This window comes from Nocardia sp. NPDC050408, from assembly GCF_044458905.1.
Taxonomy (GTDB): domain Bacteria; phylum Actinomycetota; class Actinomycetes; order Mycobacteriales; family Mycobacteriaceae; genus Nocardia.
Map to the genome: position 1 here is coordinate 422,090 of NZ_JBITIL010000005.1, position 16,301 is coordinate 438,390.

The following is a 16,301-nucleotide window of genomic DNA, read 5'->3' on the forward strand; positions in this document are numbered from 1 at the left end:
GACTCATTCACTCTTCGCCAGAATCGCGTACTGAGCGGCGGCACGTTGGTACAGCACCGGGTCTACCGCCCCTGCGAATCCTCTTGCGACGACGACGGCTACGTATCGCCCGTAGACCACAGCGCAGAACTGGTCGAAATTCCTGTTAGCAGTGGCGGTATCGAGCTTGACGCACCGGACGTCGGGGAGACCCGGTGGCGGTGCAAGTACTTCGTCGTTCTTACCAGTCTTGGCCAGCGCGGACTGTAGGTGGAAGGCGCCGGGGAGGTCACGAGCACGGTAGATGATCGCGCCGCGGCGGCCGACCAGATCGACCCCGCTCTCCTCGAATGCCTTGCGAATATCGATCGGGTTGCGCTCGAAGTGCAGTTCACCCGAGGGGTCGAAGTAGCCGAAGTCCGCCTTGCCGATGAACGGGTCGCTGTAGTCCGGGGCCTCTGGCAGGGCTCGCCGCATGATGCTGTCCGGATCAGTGGGCAGGTCGAGGAGATCGTCCAGCGGTATGGGCTTCTGCTGGTCCAATCGGGTGAACTGGAGGTCGATCGTCTTTTCGATATTGTCCGCGATTGCCGCCTGGTTCGGTTGGGGCAGTGCGTGATTCACCACGACCACATAGGGGCCGTGCGCGGTGAACGAGATGATCGTTCGGTCGTCCGCGGACGATGCCCGAGCATCCGTATGCCCCGGGATGGGCACCGGATGCCGGCCAGGATCACTGTTCGCGACCTGATCGAACTGGTCGGCAGCGGCACGACCGGCCGCGTCGGTAGGAAAGCGCAGAACCGAGATGATCAACTTCTTGTGGTTGCGGAGATTGTCGTTGCCGCCCACGACATAAACCCCGGCAAGCAGGTTGTTGTCCGTTGCGACGGGTCGGTACTTCTCTGGAAAGTATTTCTCGCCGATCATCGACTCGGCGTCGGACATGAACTTCTGATTCGACGTGTCGCTGATTTCGCTGTCGATCTCATAGGGATGCACCAGGTAGTTGAGCATCCGGCGCGCTTCGATCAGCCGCATGTCGGGAATGCTGCTGATGCGGGGGTCATAGGTGGTCGGCTCCAGGGCGTACGCCCCCGTCTTCAACGTCGCCACGTCCACCGGTGCCAACCCCGGCCCCGGATGCCCCGTCACGCTCGCCGCGCAACCCGCGCTCACCACGGCGAGCAACGCGACGAATCCGCCTATGAACCTCATACTTCCCCCGTTCCATCTCCCCGTTCGCATACTTCCCGCGGGATCCTACTCGACGCAAGCCACCAGCACCGGGGGCCAGTTTGCCGGTGTCAGCCTGTCCGGATCGGCAGCTACTTGCCGAAGGCCAGCAGTTTGTACTGCGCCGCAAGTTTTTGGTCGAGGTCTTGGCGCTGGTTGGCGGTGATGGCGGCTACGTAGCGGTTATACGGTAGGTAGCAGATGAATTCGACGAGGTTGCGGGATTTGGTCGCGTCGTTGTCGAGCTTCTTCGAGCATTTCGCGGCCGGGAGACCGGGTGGGCTGTCGGTGGTTTGGAAGAGCCCGGTGAGTTGGTCGAGCAGGCTTGCGGTGAGTCGGGCGGCGGCGGCGGAGTCGGCGGTGCGGTAGATCGAGGAGTCGCTATGCGCGATCAGGTCGACCTCGGCGTCGTCGAAAGCGCGCTTGGTGATGTCGGGGCGTTCCTCGAGGTGCAGGGCCGCGTGCGAGGTGTAGGCCCCGGTGATGTCGGCATAACCCGCGGAAGGCTGGTTCGGCAGGGTTCGGGCGACCAGGCCGTCGATGTCGGCGGGTTCCTGCGCGACCTTGTCGGATGGGGTCGGGGTGTAGCCCTTCAGCAGTTCGAATTGTTTGTCGAACAGCTGCTTGGTGAAGTCGATCAGCGGGGCCGGATCCGGTGGGGTCGCGAGGCTGTTGCCGAGGTAGGTGTAGAGCAAGTAGTCGTCGCGCGCGATCCAGGTTTCGACGGCATCATATTGGGTCAGTGCGGATTTGGCATTCGGGTAGCCGGGAATCGCCAACGGCCCCTTTCGAGGGTATTTTTCGTTCTTCTCATCGGAGAACACGTCCATGGCGGTCTTTGCCTGCGCGTTGTTCGAGAATCGCAGCAGAGTGAGGTCGATGTTCAGCCCGAGCGAGCGGTCTTTCCTGCGGTGCCCAGAGGTGGTCCAGCCCGCGACGAGACCGGGGGCTGCCTCGGCGAAGTTCTCGACGGATCCGCCGAGCGAGCCGTTTCGCGGCGGATTCTGTGGGGTGAACGGATGCAAGTAGAACGGGCGCTGGTTGTAGATCAGGCGACCGTCCAGATCCATTATCAGCGGCACGAACTCGGCGAGTCGGATGGACTCCTGCACCGCACCGGTTTCGGCGGTGCGCTGTTTGTCGATGTCGCGCGGTGTCGTCGGATAGTTTCCGGCCTCGAGCTTCGACACATCCACCGCGGGGGCGGGGTCGTCGGACCCGCCGCAGGCGGTCATCGCGAGTATGGCCGCTATCGCGAGACAGAGCAAGCCGTTTCGGTATCGAAGGTTCATCGGTGCGCTCACTGGGTCTTGGCCAGGATCGAATATTGTGCGGCGGTCGCCTGGTACAGCGCGGGGTCGAATTTCCCGAGACCTTGTCCCTGGGAACCGAGCACCGCGACATAGCGGTCGTGCACGAGGATGCACAGAAATTTGTTGTTGAAGATCGGTTCCGTCTCGTCCATCTTCAGGCAGCGTGCGTCGGCGAGACCCGGTGGGCTGCTCAAGGCTTCGTCGTCCTTGCCCAACTGCGCCAATGCGTTCTGGAGCCGGAACGATGCCGCGAGGTCGCGAGTGCGAAAGAGGGTCGACTGGTTCTGTGCGACGAGATCGGTACCGGCTTCCTGCAGTGTCCGTTTCAGATCGAGACCGTTGCGCTCGAAGTGCAACTGACCGAGTCCGTCATAGATGCCGATGTATTTGTCCCGCGAGTAGTCCCGCGTCTCTTTCCCGGCTGGCAGCGTGCGCCGCATGATCCCGTCGGGGTTGAGCGGCAGGTCGAGGATGTCATCCACTGGTGTCGGGACCAAGCTGTCCAGCTTGGGAAGCTGCAGATCGAGCATCTTCTTGAATTGCGTTGCAAGGGCTTTCGGGTCGGGCCCCGGCATGGTGATCATGCTCAGCAGAACGAACGGACCACGCGCGACGAAGACATAGCCCTTCTTATCGTTATCCGATGAGGCTCGGATATCCGGATAGCCGTCGATCGCGACCGGGTGCCGCCCCGGCTTGAACTCATCGGTTGCCCGGTCGAGTTCCGCCGCTGCGGAGCGTGCCGCAGCGTCCGACGGGAAGCGAAGTAACGCGATGGCCAGGTTCTTGATGCTGCGCAGACTGTCGTTGGACCGCTGGGTGTACACCCCGGCGATGAAGTTGTTGCGCTCGACGACCGGTAGGTATTGCCCGGGCAGCACGCCGAGCAAACCGTCGTCGAAATTCGTCGAGGTCGCCTCCACAAGACGGGTATCGACGAGGTGGCTGATATCGCTGTCGACGTCGTAGGGCAGGACCAAATAGCCCAGCATGCGCCGGGATTCGATGCGGAAGACATCGTCCTTGTCGAGGCCGTCCAACGAGTAATCCTGTGGCGCGGACGGATAGGGCCCGATGTTGAGGCTGTTCGGATCCACCGCGGTCATGCCGGGGCCGGCGTGACCGGGAACGTCGGCGGCACATCCCGCGACAACGCCGACGACGAGAACCGCCACCGTGGTGGCGACCGCTGCTGTTCGAAGTTTCGATTTCGCGTCGAATCTCACGTCCCACCCGATCGTTCGCGTATCTCCGCGCGGATCCTACTTCACCGTCCGGGTTCCCCACGGAGGTCGGAGCGCTGTCAGAAGCTGTTGGCCAAAAGTGCGTACTGCGCGGTCACCTTCTGTCGCACATCCGGTTCCTTATCGCTGGTGACCACACCGACATACCGCTTGTACGGGACGTAGCAGCGGTACTTGTACTGCCGCTCCGGATCGCCTTTGCTGTTGAGCTGCAAGCACTTCGCGCCCGGAACATCCTTGGGTGCGTCGATCGGGTCGAAGGTGTCGCGCACCTCTTCGATCAGTCCGTCGATGAATTTCTGCCCGGCCGGATAGTCCCGGACACGGGTGACCGAACCGTTGTCGACGACGGCGAACCGGTCGACCCCGGCCTCGTCCACCAGCTTCTGGGTCTTGCTCTCGTCCTCGGCCGACTGTACGAAGTAACTCGGCCCGTAGACAGCGAAGTTATCGGCATTCGGGGTGTGCCCACGACGATCCGCGACCACCACGCGCGCCAGCATGCCCTCCGGATCGACCTTCAGGCTGCTGAATTTGTCCTGCGGGGTTGCCTGGAACTTGTCCAACGCGCGGGTCTGGGTATCGAGCGTTTTCTCGACCCAGCTCAGCAAGTCCGAACTGTCCGCGCGGGGCCGCCCGACGAACAGCGAGATGACGAACTCCTTGTGCGCCATGAAGGTTCCGACGTTGGGAACGCCTGGGCGCCAATGGATATAGGCGTCCGGATATTTGGTCGACGTCAGTTTGCGGTTCTCGGGGGAGATATTGATATCGGCGTCCTCGAGTTCGCGCGCTGCGATCTTCGCGGTGGCCTCGTCCGGGAACCGGAATACGACATTGGTGATCGCGGTGGTGTCGGCCGACGGCCGGGTCTGACCGGGCGGATCGGGCTTATCCGAACCGCTGGTGGCGTATCCGGTGAGGTAGTTGCGGTTCACCAGTACCGGTTTCGATGCGGACGCCACGTGTTCGACTGCATCGTCGATGCTGCTGAGCACCTTGCCTTCGCGTCCGTAGGTGAGCGACGGGTCGATCTTCGAACTGGCGACCACGGCCTCCGACATCCGCATGCCCTCGAGCAGCGCCCCGTTCGAGCCGGCGTCCTGGTCGTATTTGTGTCGATCGACCGGATAGGTGCCGACCTCGAGCTTGCGCACGTCTTGCTCGGCCGCCAACGGCGCACCCTGCACCCCGCTGCAGCCGGTCAACACCCCGGTCACCGCGATACAAGCCACGGCGAGCGCGATGCGCGAAGTCCTAACCATGACGGCCCCTCGTTCCTCCCGATGTGCATTTGAAGTTACCGGACGGACGCCGTGGACGGGGACCCCTTAGGGCTTGGTTTGCAATACCCTTGTCGATGTGGCGACGACCCCGCGATGCGCACCTCTGGAAGGCCGATACCGTTGAAGGATCGGCAGGTTGAGGTCGTTGTCGGAGGTCACGCCGTCGCCCGGGTCGCGGGTGCGGTAGTGGTCGTCGCACATCGTGGGCATGGGCGCCCGACTCCGGACGCACCTGCCGTCATCGCGCTGGAATCGCTGGCCGAACTCGTGCGCGACGCCGCCGAACAGCATCCGCAGGGACCGGGGGCACTGGTCGCGCGCGCCGCGACACGCTGGCTGATGACGCATGCCGAGCGGATCAGTCCCGGTGCGCCGATCGATTTCGGCATCCTGTCCGCCGCCGAGACCGGCGGGATGGCGATCTTCCTGCACGGTGCGGTCACCGCGGTACTCGCCGGTGACGGAACGCTCGAGCGCTATCGGGGTAGCGACGCCGCCTTCACAGTGGACCGGGTCGCATCGTTGCCCGCGCGAGCGGTCGCGCTCTTCGTCGACGACCCCAAGGGCCGCATTCCGGAACTGCCCGCCGAGCGGGGGATCGGCTGGTTGGTCGAGGGGATCGCACAGGCAGGCGGCGCGATCGTCTGGTCCGATGCGGTGCGTGCTCGATCCGAACCGTTGCGGTCCGAGAGGCCACCGACCGAGAGGCCACCGACCGAGAGGCCACCGACCGAGAGGCCACCGACCGCGCGCATCGACTCGGGACCGACCCAGCGTCCCGTGCCCGAACCCCAGCCCGAGCCCGAGCCGACCGAAACCCGCGCCTCGACCGCGATGCTCGATTCGGTCCAGGAGCAGCAACCGGTCGACCCGCATCACGCGCCGACCCAAATGGGTGGCACCAATCCGGCCCCGCGCCCGGATCCGGATCTACAGCGCAGGCTGGAGGCCACCGCGAAGGCCACCGCCCTCACCGTCAAGGTGATGGGATTCAAGTGCGCGCGTGCGCATCCCAGCGATCCGCGCTCGGCGTTCTGCACGGTCTGCGGGATGCCGGTTGATCAGACGCAGCAGCTGATCGAGGTGGTCCGCCCGCCGCTGGGCATGCTGGTCCTCGACGACGGCATGACCTACATGCTGGCCGCGGACGCGGTCCTCGGCCGCGATCCGGAACATTCCGAACAGGCCGGCCGCGGCATGGTGCCGTTGAAGGTCGAGGATTCCTCGGGCGGCATGTCTCGCGCGCACGCGGAGGTGCTGCTGCTGAATTGGGATGTGTCCCTGGTGGATCGGGGTTCAACCAATGGCACCCGCACCCGCCTACCCGGTTACCGCGACTGGATCCGCTTACCACCCAACCAGCCGATGGGCCTGATACCCGGCACCGAAATCATGATCGGCAACCGGGTGCTGCGATTCGAACCCGCCGCTCCGCCACCATTCGGCTGACATGCTCGGCCGTCCTGGGGAATCTGCCCGACCCAACAACTGATTTCGTGCGGATTGAGTAACTCGCAGCCAGAACGCCGACCCGAGCACGCGGCTTGCGTGGCACTCAACGTCCGGCAAAAAAAGGGGGAGCTCAGGAATACCGTGACGTGCAGGTGTGCTCGCCGTTGAGCACTCCGGCGCGGAACGCGTCGACCCTGGAGAACCCACTCGGCACGGTCTTGCCCTCGATATCGCTGGCCGCGAGCCCGTCGGCGAGCAGTCCGGAGACCGCCTCGTCGAGATCGCCTGCGGCCAAGACGATATCGCCTTCTGCCTGGGTTCGCCCCGGCTGCGCGAGCTTGCCGGTGACCACCCCCGACAAACAGGCCGCGCGTAATCCGGTTTTGGCGCCGACGAGCTGCTGACCGTCGGCCTGCTGCACGGCGAGGGTGTAGCGCGAGATGAAGACGACGTAGCCGTTGTAATCGCCGGTCACCTTGAGCGGCAACGGATCATTGTCATCGGCATCGGAGGTGCCGCGCTGCGCGAGCGCGGGCACATCGGTAACGATGGTGTTCTTGGCCGGACAATACGAAACCGGCGGTGTGGCAACGCCGTTCTTGCAGTCGATCTTCGCGCCGGAGTAGTCGAAGGTCGGCGCCTGCTTCAGCGGCAGGATCACCGCGAGTGCCTTGCTGAGCTCGATCAGACTGTCCTTGTCGATCGGATTCTCGCCGTGGCCGGGATCGTCCTTGAAGCTCTGCGGCAAATTGCCGCGGCGGCGCTCGATCTCGTGCATATCAATGGCCTTGCACGCCTTCGGACCATCGGTGAAGCCGATCTGCACTGCCGTGACCCGCTCGAATGCCGACCCGTGCACGCTCTCCGGATCATCCGGATTGGAGTCTCGAATGGCGACGGTCGCGGCCAGCACCGAGTTCAGGCCATCGGAGGTATTGATGGTGAAGTGCTTGGATTTGCCTTCGGCCACATGGCGAATGAACGCACCCGAGAAGCAGTCGGCCTGCTGCTCTTTGACGATCACCGGATCCTTGGTCTGCACGATTTTCGCCAGGGTCTGGATGGCGTGTCCGTATTCATGGGCGAGCACCATGATCACGGCCATCTTGCCGAAGGTGTCCTCGATCGTGGGCAACAGCACCGAGCGGTCCCAGCCGATCGAGTTGTCCAGTCGGCAGTAGGCGGCGTTCACCAGATGATAGGTGGATTCCTTGCAGAATTCGAGTGCCTGGCTGCGCGGCGCCTTGGCGCTCCAGGAGATCAGCTTGTCGACCGGCTTGAATTCCCCTTCGAAATCCTTGCTGTACTCGGCGCGCCAATATGTCTGAATATCGTCGATCGCGTTGAGCGCCAGGGCATCCACCTCGCCGCTGTCGCCGTTGACTGCCGTGAGCGAGCTATCGGGAATGCCTTCGCGTGGCCCGCTGGGACCGCTCGTGGTGGGCAGTCCGGCGACCTTGAACGGATCGTCGTAGACCGAAACCGCTCGACCGTGCACCGCGCGAGTACAGCCCGCCAACATTGCGATTACACATAGCACTACGGCAACGACTGCGGTCGCTCGGAGTTTCGGCAAGGCTCCCCCTAGTCGGCCGGTCGCACGTTCATAACGGTCTCCGGATCGGGGCAAAAGGCGCATCGGGGGCACCGCCGAAGTCCGGGTGATGGAATAGTATCCGCTGCATGTCTTTACCGGGGGCGCAGACCATCACCGTGCGCCATGATGGAACCGAACGGGTCTTCGATTCGAATCAACAGGTCACGATGGGTCGCGCACCGGAAGTGACGCTCTTCGTGGACAGTCCGCTGGTCTCGCGGGTGCATGCGACGCTCGCCTGGCAAGGCAACAACTGGGTACTCACCGACAACGGCAGCACCAACGGCGTTTTCGTGGATGCGCGTCGGTTGAGTCAGCCGGTGCCGATCAATCGGCCGACGCAGGTGCGCCTCGGTGATGCGATAAGTGGTCCGTTACTGCATCTGCTGCCCGCGACGCCGGCCCGGCAGCAGCGGCCGCCGGCGGCGCAACCGCCACCGTCGCAACCGCAGTCGTCGGTGCCGCCGGGTTATCAACATCCGCGACGGACACCGCAGGCACCGGCCCCCTCCCAGCAGCGTCCGCAACAGCAACGTCCAGAGCAGCAACCCCCGCAGCAGCAACGCCCAGAGCACCCCCCACAGCCACCGTCGCAGCCGCAACCCCAGCAGCCACCGCCCTCCCAACCGCAGCAGCCGAATGTCAATATGACCTTCAAGGCCGACACCTCGATGCTGCCCCCGGTCCGCACGCGACCATCCACAGCGCCGATTGCCAGGGCCGATCGCCTCCCCCCCGGCGGACTCGATATCGGTCGTACCTCTGACAATCAGATCGTCGTCAACGATCCGCTGGCCTCGCGCAAGCACGCCCGCCTGGTCGCGGCATCCGAGGGCCTGACCATCGAGGACCTCGGCTCGGCCAACGGCACCTTCGTCAACGGCCATCGCGAGCAGCGCACGGTGCTGCGTGAGCGCGACATCATCACCATCGGCAATATCGACTTCGTCGTCCAGCAGGGCGCACTGGTACATCGGCAGAAGCCGGTCGCCGAGCAGGGTCTGCACGTGCACGGCGTCGGCTTCACCGTCGAGGGCAATAAGCAGTTGCTCGTCGATGTGAACATGCAGGCGGGGCGGGGCACCCTCACCGCACTGATCGGACCCTCCGGCGCGGGCAAATCGACGCTGTCGAAATTGATCGCGGGCAGCACCCACCCCTCCGGCGGTGTGGTCACCTTCGAAGGCCGCAACCTGCACGCCGAATACGAGGCGCTGCGTTCCCGCATCGGCATGGTGCCGCAGGACGATGTGCTGCACCGTCAGCTCACGGTGCGTCAGGCCCTCGGCTACGCGGCGGAGCTTCGACTGCCGCCGGACAACTCGAAGGCCGACCGCCAGCAGGTGATCGACGGTGTACTGCAAGAACTTTCGCTCACCGAACATGCCGACACCAGGGTCGACCGGCTCTCCGGTGGTCAGCGCAAGCGCGCGTCGGTGGCGCTGGAACTGCTCACCGGTCCGTCGCTGCTGATTCTGGACGAACCGACCTCGGGTCTGGATCCGGCGCTGGATCGTCAGGTGATGACGATGCTGCGCGAACTGGCCGATGCCGGACGCACCGTCATCGTGGTCACCCACTCGGTGGCCTGTCTGGACATGTGTGATCAGGTGCTGTTGCTCGCGCCCGGTGGCAAGACCGCCTTCTGCGGTCATCCGGCCAGCGTCGGCGCGGCCATGGGCACCAGCGACTGGGCCGAGATCTTCGGGCGGGTGGCCGCGAATCCGGATCAGGCATTCGCCGCGTATCGGTCCAGGCTGGCCTTCGCGCCACCGCCACCACCGCCCGCACCGCCGCGGCAGGGGTCGGCGGGCAGTCCGCCGCAATCCGGGCGCGCCAAGCAGTTCTCCACCTTGGCGCGACGGCAGGTGCGGTTGATCTTCGCCGACCGCGGTTATTTGGCGTTCCTGGTGATCCTGCCCTTCATCCTCGGTGCGCTGTCGCTGGTGGTGCCGGGCAGCAACGGTTTCCAGAGCGGTCCGCTGGAGCAGGTGCAGAGCGGCAACGATGTGTTCTTCGTCCCGTCCGGGGGCAGCGAGACGCAGCAGTTGCTCGTCGTATTGATTCTGGGCGCCTGCTTCATGGGATCGACGCTGACCGTGCGCGATCTGGTCGGCGAGCGCACCATCTTCTATCGCGAGCGCGCGGTCGGGCTGCTGCCTTCGGCATACCTTCTCGCCAAGATCGCGATATTCAGCGTTACGGCATTCCTGCAGGCGGCGGTGCTGGTCGGCATCACGCTGGTCGGTAAGAAGCCGCCGCTGGAGGGTTCGGTGATCCCGAACGGGCCCGCCGAGCTCTATCTCGATATCGCGTTGACCGCGGTGTGCTGTGTGGTCTTCGGCTTGCTGCTGTCCAGTCTGGCGAGGTCCAACGAGCAGGTCATGCCGATGCTCGTGGTGATGATCATGGTCCAGCTGGTGATGGCGGGCGGTCTGATTCCGGTGACCAACCGGGTGGTGCTCGAGCAGATCTCGTGGCTGTTCCCGGCACGGTGGGGATATGCGGCCGGGGCGTCGACGGTGGATATTCGGACACTGTTCGCCAATGCGCAACCCGATGCGTTGTGGAAGCACGAGCCGAATATCTGGTATCTCGATATCGGCCTGCTCGTCGGGATAACCGCGGTGTTGGCGATTATCACCTGGCGCCGGTTGCGGTTGCGGAAGTCGAACGCGTGACGGGCTGCTCAGGCGGGTTCTCACCGGATGTGGTGAGCATGTCGCTCGCGCAACAGGCACACTTATGCCTGTGACGGTGCGAGTTGGGGCAGTACATCTCGGGTGGGATGTGGTGTCTGTTGCCGCGGGCGGCGGTGGGACACCGATCCGCCCCGTGCAGGTAGAAGGGACATACACGCCGCCGGCATATCTGCTTGCGGATTCTTCGGGTCGGCTGCATACCGCCGGAGTGGAGCGGCAGCGGCCGGATCTGGGGATGGCGATCGCCGATGTGCGCGACATCCTCGGCCATCCGCAGATCGTGGTGGCCGGTGCGACCTGGCCCGCAGAGCTGGTCTTTCGTGCCCGCATGTACAACCCACTCGCGGCCGTCGGCAAATATCTGCGCGGTAAACCGGATCTGGTCGCGCTGCCGTTCCCGGACGGCTGGCCGGACGCGAAGGTCGATGTGTACGTCGACCTGGTCGAGCGGCTGGATGTCACGGTCGAACCGCTGCCGGAAAGCGTCGCGCTGTCCGGATATGTGCGTGCGCTCGGGCTGGTGCGGTCCCCGGACGATCGCAATCCGCAGGGCATCGGCGCGACCGGTGTGTACTCCGACGGGCGGACCATGCTGGTCGTCGCGGTGCACGGCGACGACGAGCAGCCGACCGAATCGGTCGACGTGCCGGTCACCGCGGAGGCCATGCGCGATGCGCGTTCGGCCGACAATGTGGTGATCGAGGTGATGGCCGCGGCCCGCTCGATCGGTGCCGACACCTCGACGTTGCTGCTGTCCGGCAATGTCTGTTTCAACGACGCGCTGCGGTTGGCCTTCCAGAACCATCTCGGGCACCGGCTGCACGTGGCCGATCACCCGATGCACGCGCTGGTGCTCGGCGCCTCGCACCTGCTGGTGACCGATAACGAGAACGGTGAGCCGGAGTCGGCGGGGCGGCATGCCGAGCCGGCACCGCCGCCGCGGGCGCGGCAGGTGGAGTCGGCGCAGTATCAGGCCGAATCGGCACAGCAGCAGGCCTTGACGCAGTGGCAGGTGGAGGCCGCGCAGGCATTGTCGGCGCAGCGGCAGGCGGAGGCGTTGCAGGGGCGGGATGTGTCGTCTCGTTCGGAGCAGGGCAGGCCGGAACAGGGGCGTCCCGACCAAGGGCCGGTCCATTCTGATCAGGGGCAGGTGCGTCCGGAGCAAGGGCAGGGCCCTCCCGATCAGGGGCAAGTCCGGCCTGACCGGGGGCAGGGGCCTCATGACACCGGTCGGACACATCCGCCAGTCGTGCAGTACGGGCCCGGATATCCGACGGTGCGGCCGGCGACCGAGCCGACTGGGGAAGAGCCGACCACTCGGGTCAGCCGGGAGTCTTTACCACCGAACCTCGCCGAGTTGGGTAGCCGATTCACCCGCCCGCCCGGGCAGTATCACGAAGAACAGCGGCCCACCGTTATCGGTCGCCCGCCCACGCCCCCGGGGCCGCCGTCGCAAGGGTCGGTGCCACCGCCGGGGCCGCGAGCTCCCTACCAACCGCCGCAAGACCAACCGCCACAGAGCGGTTCGGAATGGCGCCCCCGCGAATCGGACGACGATGACAAACCGCGTAAGGGCAAGCGCTGGGGCAAGTTGTTCGGCGCGCCCGCGGTGGCCGGCGCCGCCGCATTGGCCGCGATGGCCATGCCGTCCGGTGGTGACCGCGTCGAACTGGCCGCTTCGCTCGCCGGGGCGCCGGTCTCCTGCCCATTGACTCCATACGTCACCAATGAGCAGCGTGAGGGCATTGCCGCGGCTCGCGGGTACGACCCGGGTCTGGTGACGGAACAGGGCGACTCCGGATTCGACGCCGCGGGCGCGGAGTGCGCGCAGCCGAGCATCGACGTCCCCCGCTACGTGGTCCCTGGCCCGCCCGGCGCCATCGACCATGGGCCGCCGATCGAGATCTGACCGGTTTCATACCGCTGGGGCATGGCTGGTATCGTTGCCCGTTGGCGTGTGGAACTGCGTCGAGCCCCGGGTCTCCACCGGCCGCCGGGAACTCACTCGACTGCACGCCGTGGCTGGCAACACCGACTACAGACAGGGAACCACTGTGCCTACGTACAGCCCCAAGGCGGGTGACGTGACCCGTAAGTGGTACGTCATCGACGCCACTGACGTAGTGCTCGGCCGTCTCGCCGTCCAGGCAGCGAATCTGCTGCGCGGCAAGACCAAGCCGACCTACGCGCCGAACTTCGATGGTGGCGACTTCGTCATCATCATCAACGCCGACAAGGTTGCCATCTCCGGCAACAAGAAGGCGGACAAGCTGATCCACCACCACAGCGGACACCCGGGCGGCCTCAAGTCGCGCACTGTCGGTCAGGTGTTGGAGTCGCGCCCCGATCGTCTCGTGGAGAAGGCCGTCAAGGGCATGATCCCGAAGAACAAGCTCGGCAACGCCATCGCGGGCAAGCTGAAGGTCTACGCGGGCCCGACGCATCCGCACGCCGCCCAGCAGCCCATTCCGTTCGAGATCAAGCAGGTGGCCCAGTGACCGCTCCTGAGGAATTCAACGAGGACTACACCGAGGACGCCAACGTCGAGGTCGTCGAGGAGGACTACGGCTACGAGGCCGAGCCCGCCAGCTACGCCCCGGTCGTGATCGACCGCCCGGTGCAGACCGTCGGTCGTCGTAAGGAAGCCGTCGTTCGCGTGCGCCTGCTGCCGGGTTCCGGCAACTTCGTGCTGAACGGCCGCACCATCGAGGACTACTTCCCGAACAAGGTGCACCAGCAGCTGGTCAAGTCGCCGCTGGTGACCGTCGAGCGGACCGAGTCCTTCGACATCCACGCGCGTCTCGTCGGCGGTGGCCCCTCGGGCCAGGCCGGTGCGCTGCGTCTGGCCATCGCCCGTGCGCTCATCGAGGTCACCCCGGATGACCGTCCCGCCCTGAAGCGGGCCGGCTTCCTGACACGTGACCCGCGTGCCACCGAGCGTAAGAAGTACGGCCTCAAGAAGGCCCGCAAGGCGCCGCAGTACTCGAAGCGCTGATTTTGGCTACGTCGGCCGCCGTCATCCGGCACCCTCGAGGTGTCGGAGACGGTACGGTCGGCGGGGCACCTGTGCGAGAGCAGGCTTCCAGACAGCTGGGCGCCTGCTCTCGTGCTGTATGAACTCGAGGCATTCGCGGGGCACTTCCCGGTCGCACCGGCCGCCGCCTTCGGGCGCGCCGCGCGGATCCACCGATGATGGGCGAGGGAATGGGACGTTTGTTCGGCACCGACGGAGTCCGCGGGCTTGCCAATGGATCACTGAGTCCGGAACTGGCGCTACAGGTTTCCGGGGCGGCGGCGCAGATCCTGAGCCGCGGCAAGGAGCGCCCGCTCGCTGTGGTCGGTCGCGATCCACGCGCCAGCGGCGAGATGCTCGAGGCCGCGGTGACCGCAGGCCTGACCGCCGCAGGCGTGAATGTGCTTTCGGTCGGGGTACTTCCGACACCCGCCGTGGCATATCTGACCGGTCTGTACGACGCCTGCCTCGGCGTCATGATCTCGGCTTCACATAATCCCATGCCGGACAATGGGATCAAGATCTTCGCGGCGGGCGGGCACAAGCTCGATGACGCGATCGAAGACCGGATCGAGGCGCTGATCGCCCAGGGCGCGCCACTGCGTCCGGTCGGCGCGGGGATCGGTCGGGTATTGAATGCATCAGGCGCCAGGGACCACGGACAGGTCATCCCTGATCAGTACAGCGTGGCCGGAACGCATGAGCGCTACGTCGAGCATCTGGTCGAGGCGACCGGGCAGGATCTGTCCGGGCTGACCGTCGTGGTCGACTGCGCGCACGGCGCGGCTGCCGAGGTCGGTCCTGCCGCGTACCGCGCCGCCGGAGCCACGGTGGTCGCGATCAACGCCGAGCCGGACGGCCTGAATATCAACGACGGTTGCGGCTCGACGCATCTCGACCAGATCCAGCGCGCGGTGTGTGAGTACGGCGCGGACCTCGGCATCGCACACGACGGCGATGCCGACCGCACCCTGGCCGTCGACGCCAACGGTGCGATTGTCGACGGTGACGCGATCCTGGCCGTTCTCGCGCTGGCCATGCACGAGACCGGCTCGCTCGTCCAGAACACCTTGGTCGCCACCGTCATGAGCAACCTCGGTCTGCACATCGCGATGCGCGAAGCTGGAATCACCTTGCGTACCACCGCCGTTGGCGACCGGTACGTCCTCGAGGAGTTGCGTCGCGGCGGTTACAACCTGGGCGGCGAACAGTCCGGCCACGTGGTGTTCCCCGATTACGGCACCACCGGCGACGGCATCCTCACCGGATTGAAACTGATGGCTCGTATGGCGCAGACTCGCCGCACGCTGGCCGATTTGGCTTCGGTGCTGCAGACCGTGCCACAGGTGCTGGTGAACGTTCCGGTTACCGACAAGGCCACGGTCGCTGCGGCCCCCGAAATCCGTGAGGCGGTAGCGGAAGCCGAACGGGCCCTCGGTGACTCCGGGCGGATCCTGTTGCGCCCCAGTGGAACCGAGCAGCTGGTCCGGGTGATGGTCGAGGCCACCGACCCGGTTCAAGCCCAGCAATTGGCCGAGGATCTGGCTAAGCGCGTCGCCGCAGTGTAGTTGGGTCAGCGGCACGATCGGCCGCGCGTCCCGGCGTCGCACACCGCATCAAAGCTGCGCGCTCGGCATGACAGCCGCATGGCCGCTGGGCTCGAGTGGCTGCTGCGTGCTCGCGCGCGGCGAGTTGTCCACAGCGAATCGCTTATCCACAGACTTTCTGGTTTGCACTGGTCAGGTGCTGAGGGCGGCGTTTGGTTTCGCCGATAGTTGGCGTATGCGACCAGGCCTGGAAGAAGTACGGGATAAGCAATTCGGGGTATTCACCGCATGGCAGGTGCTGTGCGAGTACACCCGCGCGGAGATGCGAACCTTGCTCGACCGAGGCGAATGGGTCCGGGTCTTCCGCGGCGTCTTCCGCGAGGCAACCACCCAACCCTCCGCGCAACTCCGCGTCGAGGCAGCCCGACTATCCATGGGGGTACCAACCCTTGTCGCCGCCTATCACACCGCCGCCGAACTGCACGGTCTCGCAATACCGCATAGCCAATCCACCCACGTACTGGGCATTCGGGATTCGCGCTCCTGCCGCCTTCTCGTGCATCGCGACCACGTCGACAAAGCCGAACTAGAACTGATCCACGGCATAGTGGCCACAAACCCCACCCGCACCGCGATCGACCTAGCCCGCACCGCCCACCGCCGCGAAGCCTTGGCCACCCTGGAATCCGCACTGTGCCTGGGCATCTCCCGCGCAGCACTCGCCACCGAACTCCAACGCCACCACAGACGCCGCGGCTACACCCAAGCCGCTGAACTGATCACCCTGACCGCCCCCGAGCCCAAATGCCCCCTCTCCACCCGCCTGGAATGCACCAGTACCGGACTGAGCTCGCTGCGATTCACTGATCCGCTCCGGAAAACCGGCATTCCATCTCCGACTCGACACGCTCCCGATCGGCGCGACTGAGCCC

At 65.3% G+C, this 16,301-nt stretch carries 12 protein-coding genes; 7 read left to right on the top strand and 5 right to left on the bottom strand.

What is annotated here, in order from left to right:
* Nucleotides 1-3: 3 nt before the first annotated feature.
* The 4 genes from ACIBJI_RS18320 to ACIBJI_RS18335 all read right to left on the bottom strand — a co-directional run bounded on the left by ACIBJI_RS18320 (nucleotide 4) and on the right by ACIBJI_RS18335 (nucleotide 5,037).
* Nucleotides 4-1,197, bottom strand: a complete 1,194-nt coding sequence (locus tag ACIBJI_RS18320; protein ID WP_364346226.1) for a hypothetical protein — start codon at nucleotides 1,195-1,197, stop codon at nucleotides 4-6.
* A 110-nt stretch (nucleotides 1,198-1,307) separates the two neighbouring features.
* Nucleotides 1,308-2,507 (bottom strand): hypothetical protein, encoded by a 1,200-nt coding sequence (locus ACIBJI_RS18325; RefSeq protein ID WP_397084970.1) that lies wholly within the window; start codon nucleotides 2,505-2,507, stop codon nucleotides 1,308-1,310.
* An 8-nt stretch (nucleotides 2,508-2,515) separates the two neighbouring features.
* A complete protein-coding gene (locus ACIBJI_RS18330; protein ID WP_364346229.1) occupies nucleotides 2,516-3,754 on the bottom strand; it encodes a hypothetical protein in 1,239 nt (412 codons plus the stop codon).
* Nucleotides 3,755-3,831: 77 nt separating this feature from the next.
* The gene (locus ACIBJI_RS18335) at nucleotides 3,832-5,037 is read right to left on the bottom strand and encodes a hypothetical protein (RefSeq protein ID WP_364346231.1); all 1,206 of its coding nucleotides are present in this window, start codon (nucleotides 5,035-5,037) and stop codon (nucleotides 3,832-3,834) included.
* Between the two features lie 141 nt (nucleotides 5,038-5,178).
* Here ACIBJI_RS18335 and ACIBJI_RS18340 point away from each other — a divergent pair, with 141 nt between their 5' ends.
* A complete protein-coding gene (locus tag ACIBJI_RS18340; protein ID WP_397084972.1) occupies nucleotides 5,179-6,507 on the top strand; it encodes an FHA domain-containing protein in 1,329 nt (442 codons plus the stop codon).
* Nucleotides 6,508-6,640: 133 nt separating this feature from the next.
* Here ACIBJI_RS18340 and ACIBJI_RS18345 read toward each other — a convergent pair whose 3' ends face one another.
* Nucleotides 6,641-8,032 carry a metallopeptidase gene (locus tag ACIBJI_RS18345; RefSeq protein ID WP_364346235.1) on the bottom strand — a complete coding sequence of 464 codons (1,392 nt, stop codon included), beginning with the start codon at nucleotides 8,030-8,032 and terminating at the stop codon, nucleotides 6,641-6,643.
* Nucleotides 8,033-8,193: 161 nt separating this feature from the next.
* Between ACIBJI_RS18345 and ACIBJI_RS18350 the strand changes: the two genes are divergently transcribed.
* The 6 genes from ACIBJI_RS18350 to ACIBJI_RS18375 all read left to right on the top strand — a co-directional run bounded on the left by ACIBJI_RS18350 (nucleotide 8,194) and on the right by ACIBJI_RS18375 (nucleotide 16,297).
* On the top strand, nucleotides 8,194-10,788 hold the full coding sequence (locus ACIBJI_RS18350; protein ID WP_364346237.1) for an FHA domain-containing protein: 2,595 nt from the start codon (nucleotides 8,194-8,196) through the stop codon (nucleotides 10,786-10,788).
* Between the two features lie 70 nt (nucleotides 10,789-10,858).
* Complete coding sequence (locus tag ACIBJI_RS18355) at nucleotides 10,859-12,718, top strand: hypothetical protein (protein WP_364346239.1); 1,860 nt, start codon at nucleotides 10,859-10,861, stop codon at nucleotides 12,716-12,718.
* A 145-nt stretch (nucleotides 12,719-12,863) separates the two neighbouring features.
* The gene (gene rplM / locus ACIBJI_RS18360; RefSeq protein ID WP_040686710.1) at nucleotides 12,864-13,307 is read left to right on the top strand and encodes a 50S ribosomal protein L13; all 444 of its coding nucleotides are present in this window, start codon (nucleotides 12,864-12,866) and stop codon (nucleotides 13,305-13,307) included.
* Entirely contained in the window at nucleotides 13,304-13,804 is a 501-nt protein-coding gene (gene rpsI / locus ACIBJI_RS18365; RefSeq protein ID WP_364346242.1) for a 30S ribosomal protein S9, read from the top strand. The genes rplM and rpsI overlap by 4 nt, the downstream gene beginning before the upstream one ends.
* Before the next feature lie 209 nt (nucleotides 13,805-14,013).
* Complete coding sequence (gene glmM, locus ACIBJI_RS18370) at nucleotides 14,014-15,390, top strand: phosphoglucosamine mutase (protein WP_364346536.1); 1,377 nt, start codon at nucleotides 14,014-14,016, stop codon at nucleotides 15,388-15,390.
* A 214-nt stretch (nucleotides 15,391-15,604) separates the two neighbouring features.
* Nucleotides 15,605-16,297 (top strand): hypothetical protein, encoded by a 693-nt coding sequence (locus tag ACIBJI_RS18375; RefSeq protein WP_364346244.1) that lies wholly within the window; start codon nucleotides 15,605-15,607, stop codon nucleotides 16,295-16,297.
* The last annotated feature ends 4 nt before the right edge of the window (nucleotides 16,298-16,301 follow it).

Coding starts and splice junctions, on each gene's coding strand:
- ACIBJI_RS18320 (WP_364346226.1), bottom strand. CDS start 1,197: ATGAGGTTCATAGGCGGATTCGTCGCGTTGCTCGCCGTGGTGAGCGCG.
- ACIBJI_RS18325 (WP_397084970.1), bottom strand. CDS start 2,507: ATGAACCTTCGATACCGAAACGGCTTGCTCTGTCTCGCGATAGCGGCC.
- ACIBJI_RS18335 (WP_364346231.1), bottom strand. CDS start 5,037: ATGGTTAGGACTTCGCGCATCGCGCTCGCCGTGGCTTGTATCGCGGTG.
- ACIBJI_RS18345 (WP_364346235.1), bottom strand. CDS start 8,032: ATGTTGGCGGGCTGTACTCGCGCGGTGCACGGTCGAGCGGTTTCGGTC.
- ACIBJI_RS18350 (WP_364346237.1), top strand. CDS start 8,194: ATGTCTTTACCGGGGGCGCAGACCATCACCGTGCGCCATGATGGAACC.
- glmM (WP_364346536.1), top strand. CDS start 14,014: ATGGGACGTTTGTTCGGCACCGACGGAGTCCGCGGGCTTGCCAATGGA.
- ACIBJI_RS18375 (WP_364346244.1), top strand. CDS start 15,605: ATGCGACCAGGCCTGGAAGAAGTACGGGATAAGCAATTCGGGGTATTC.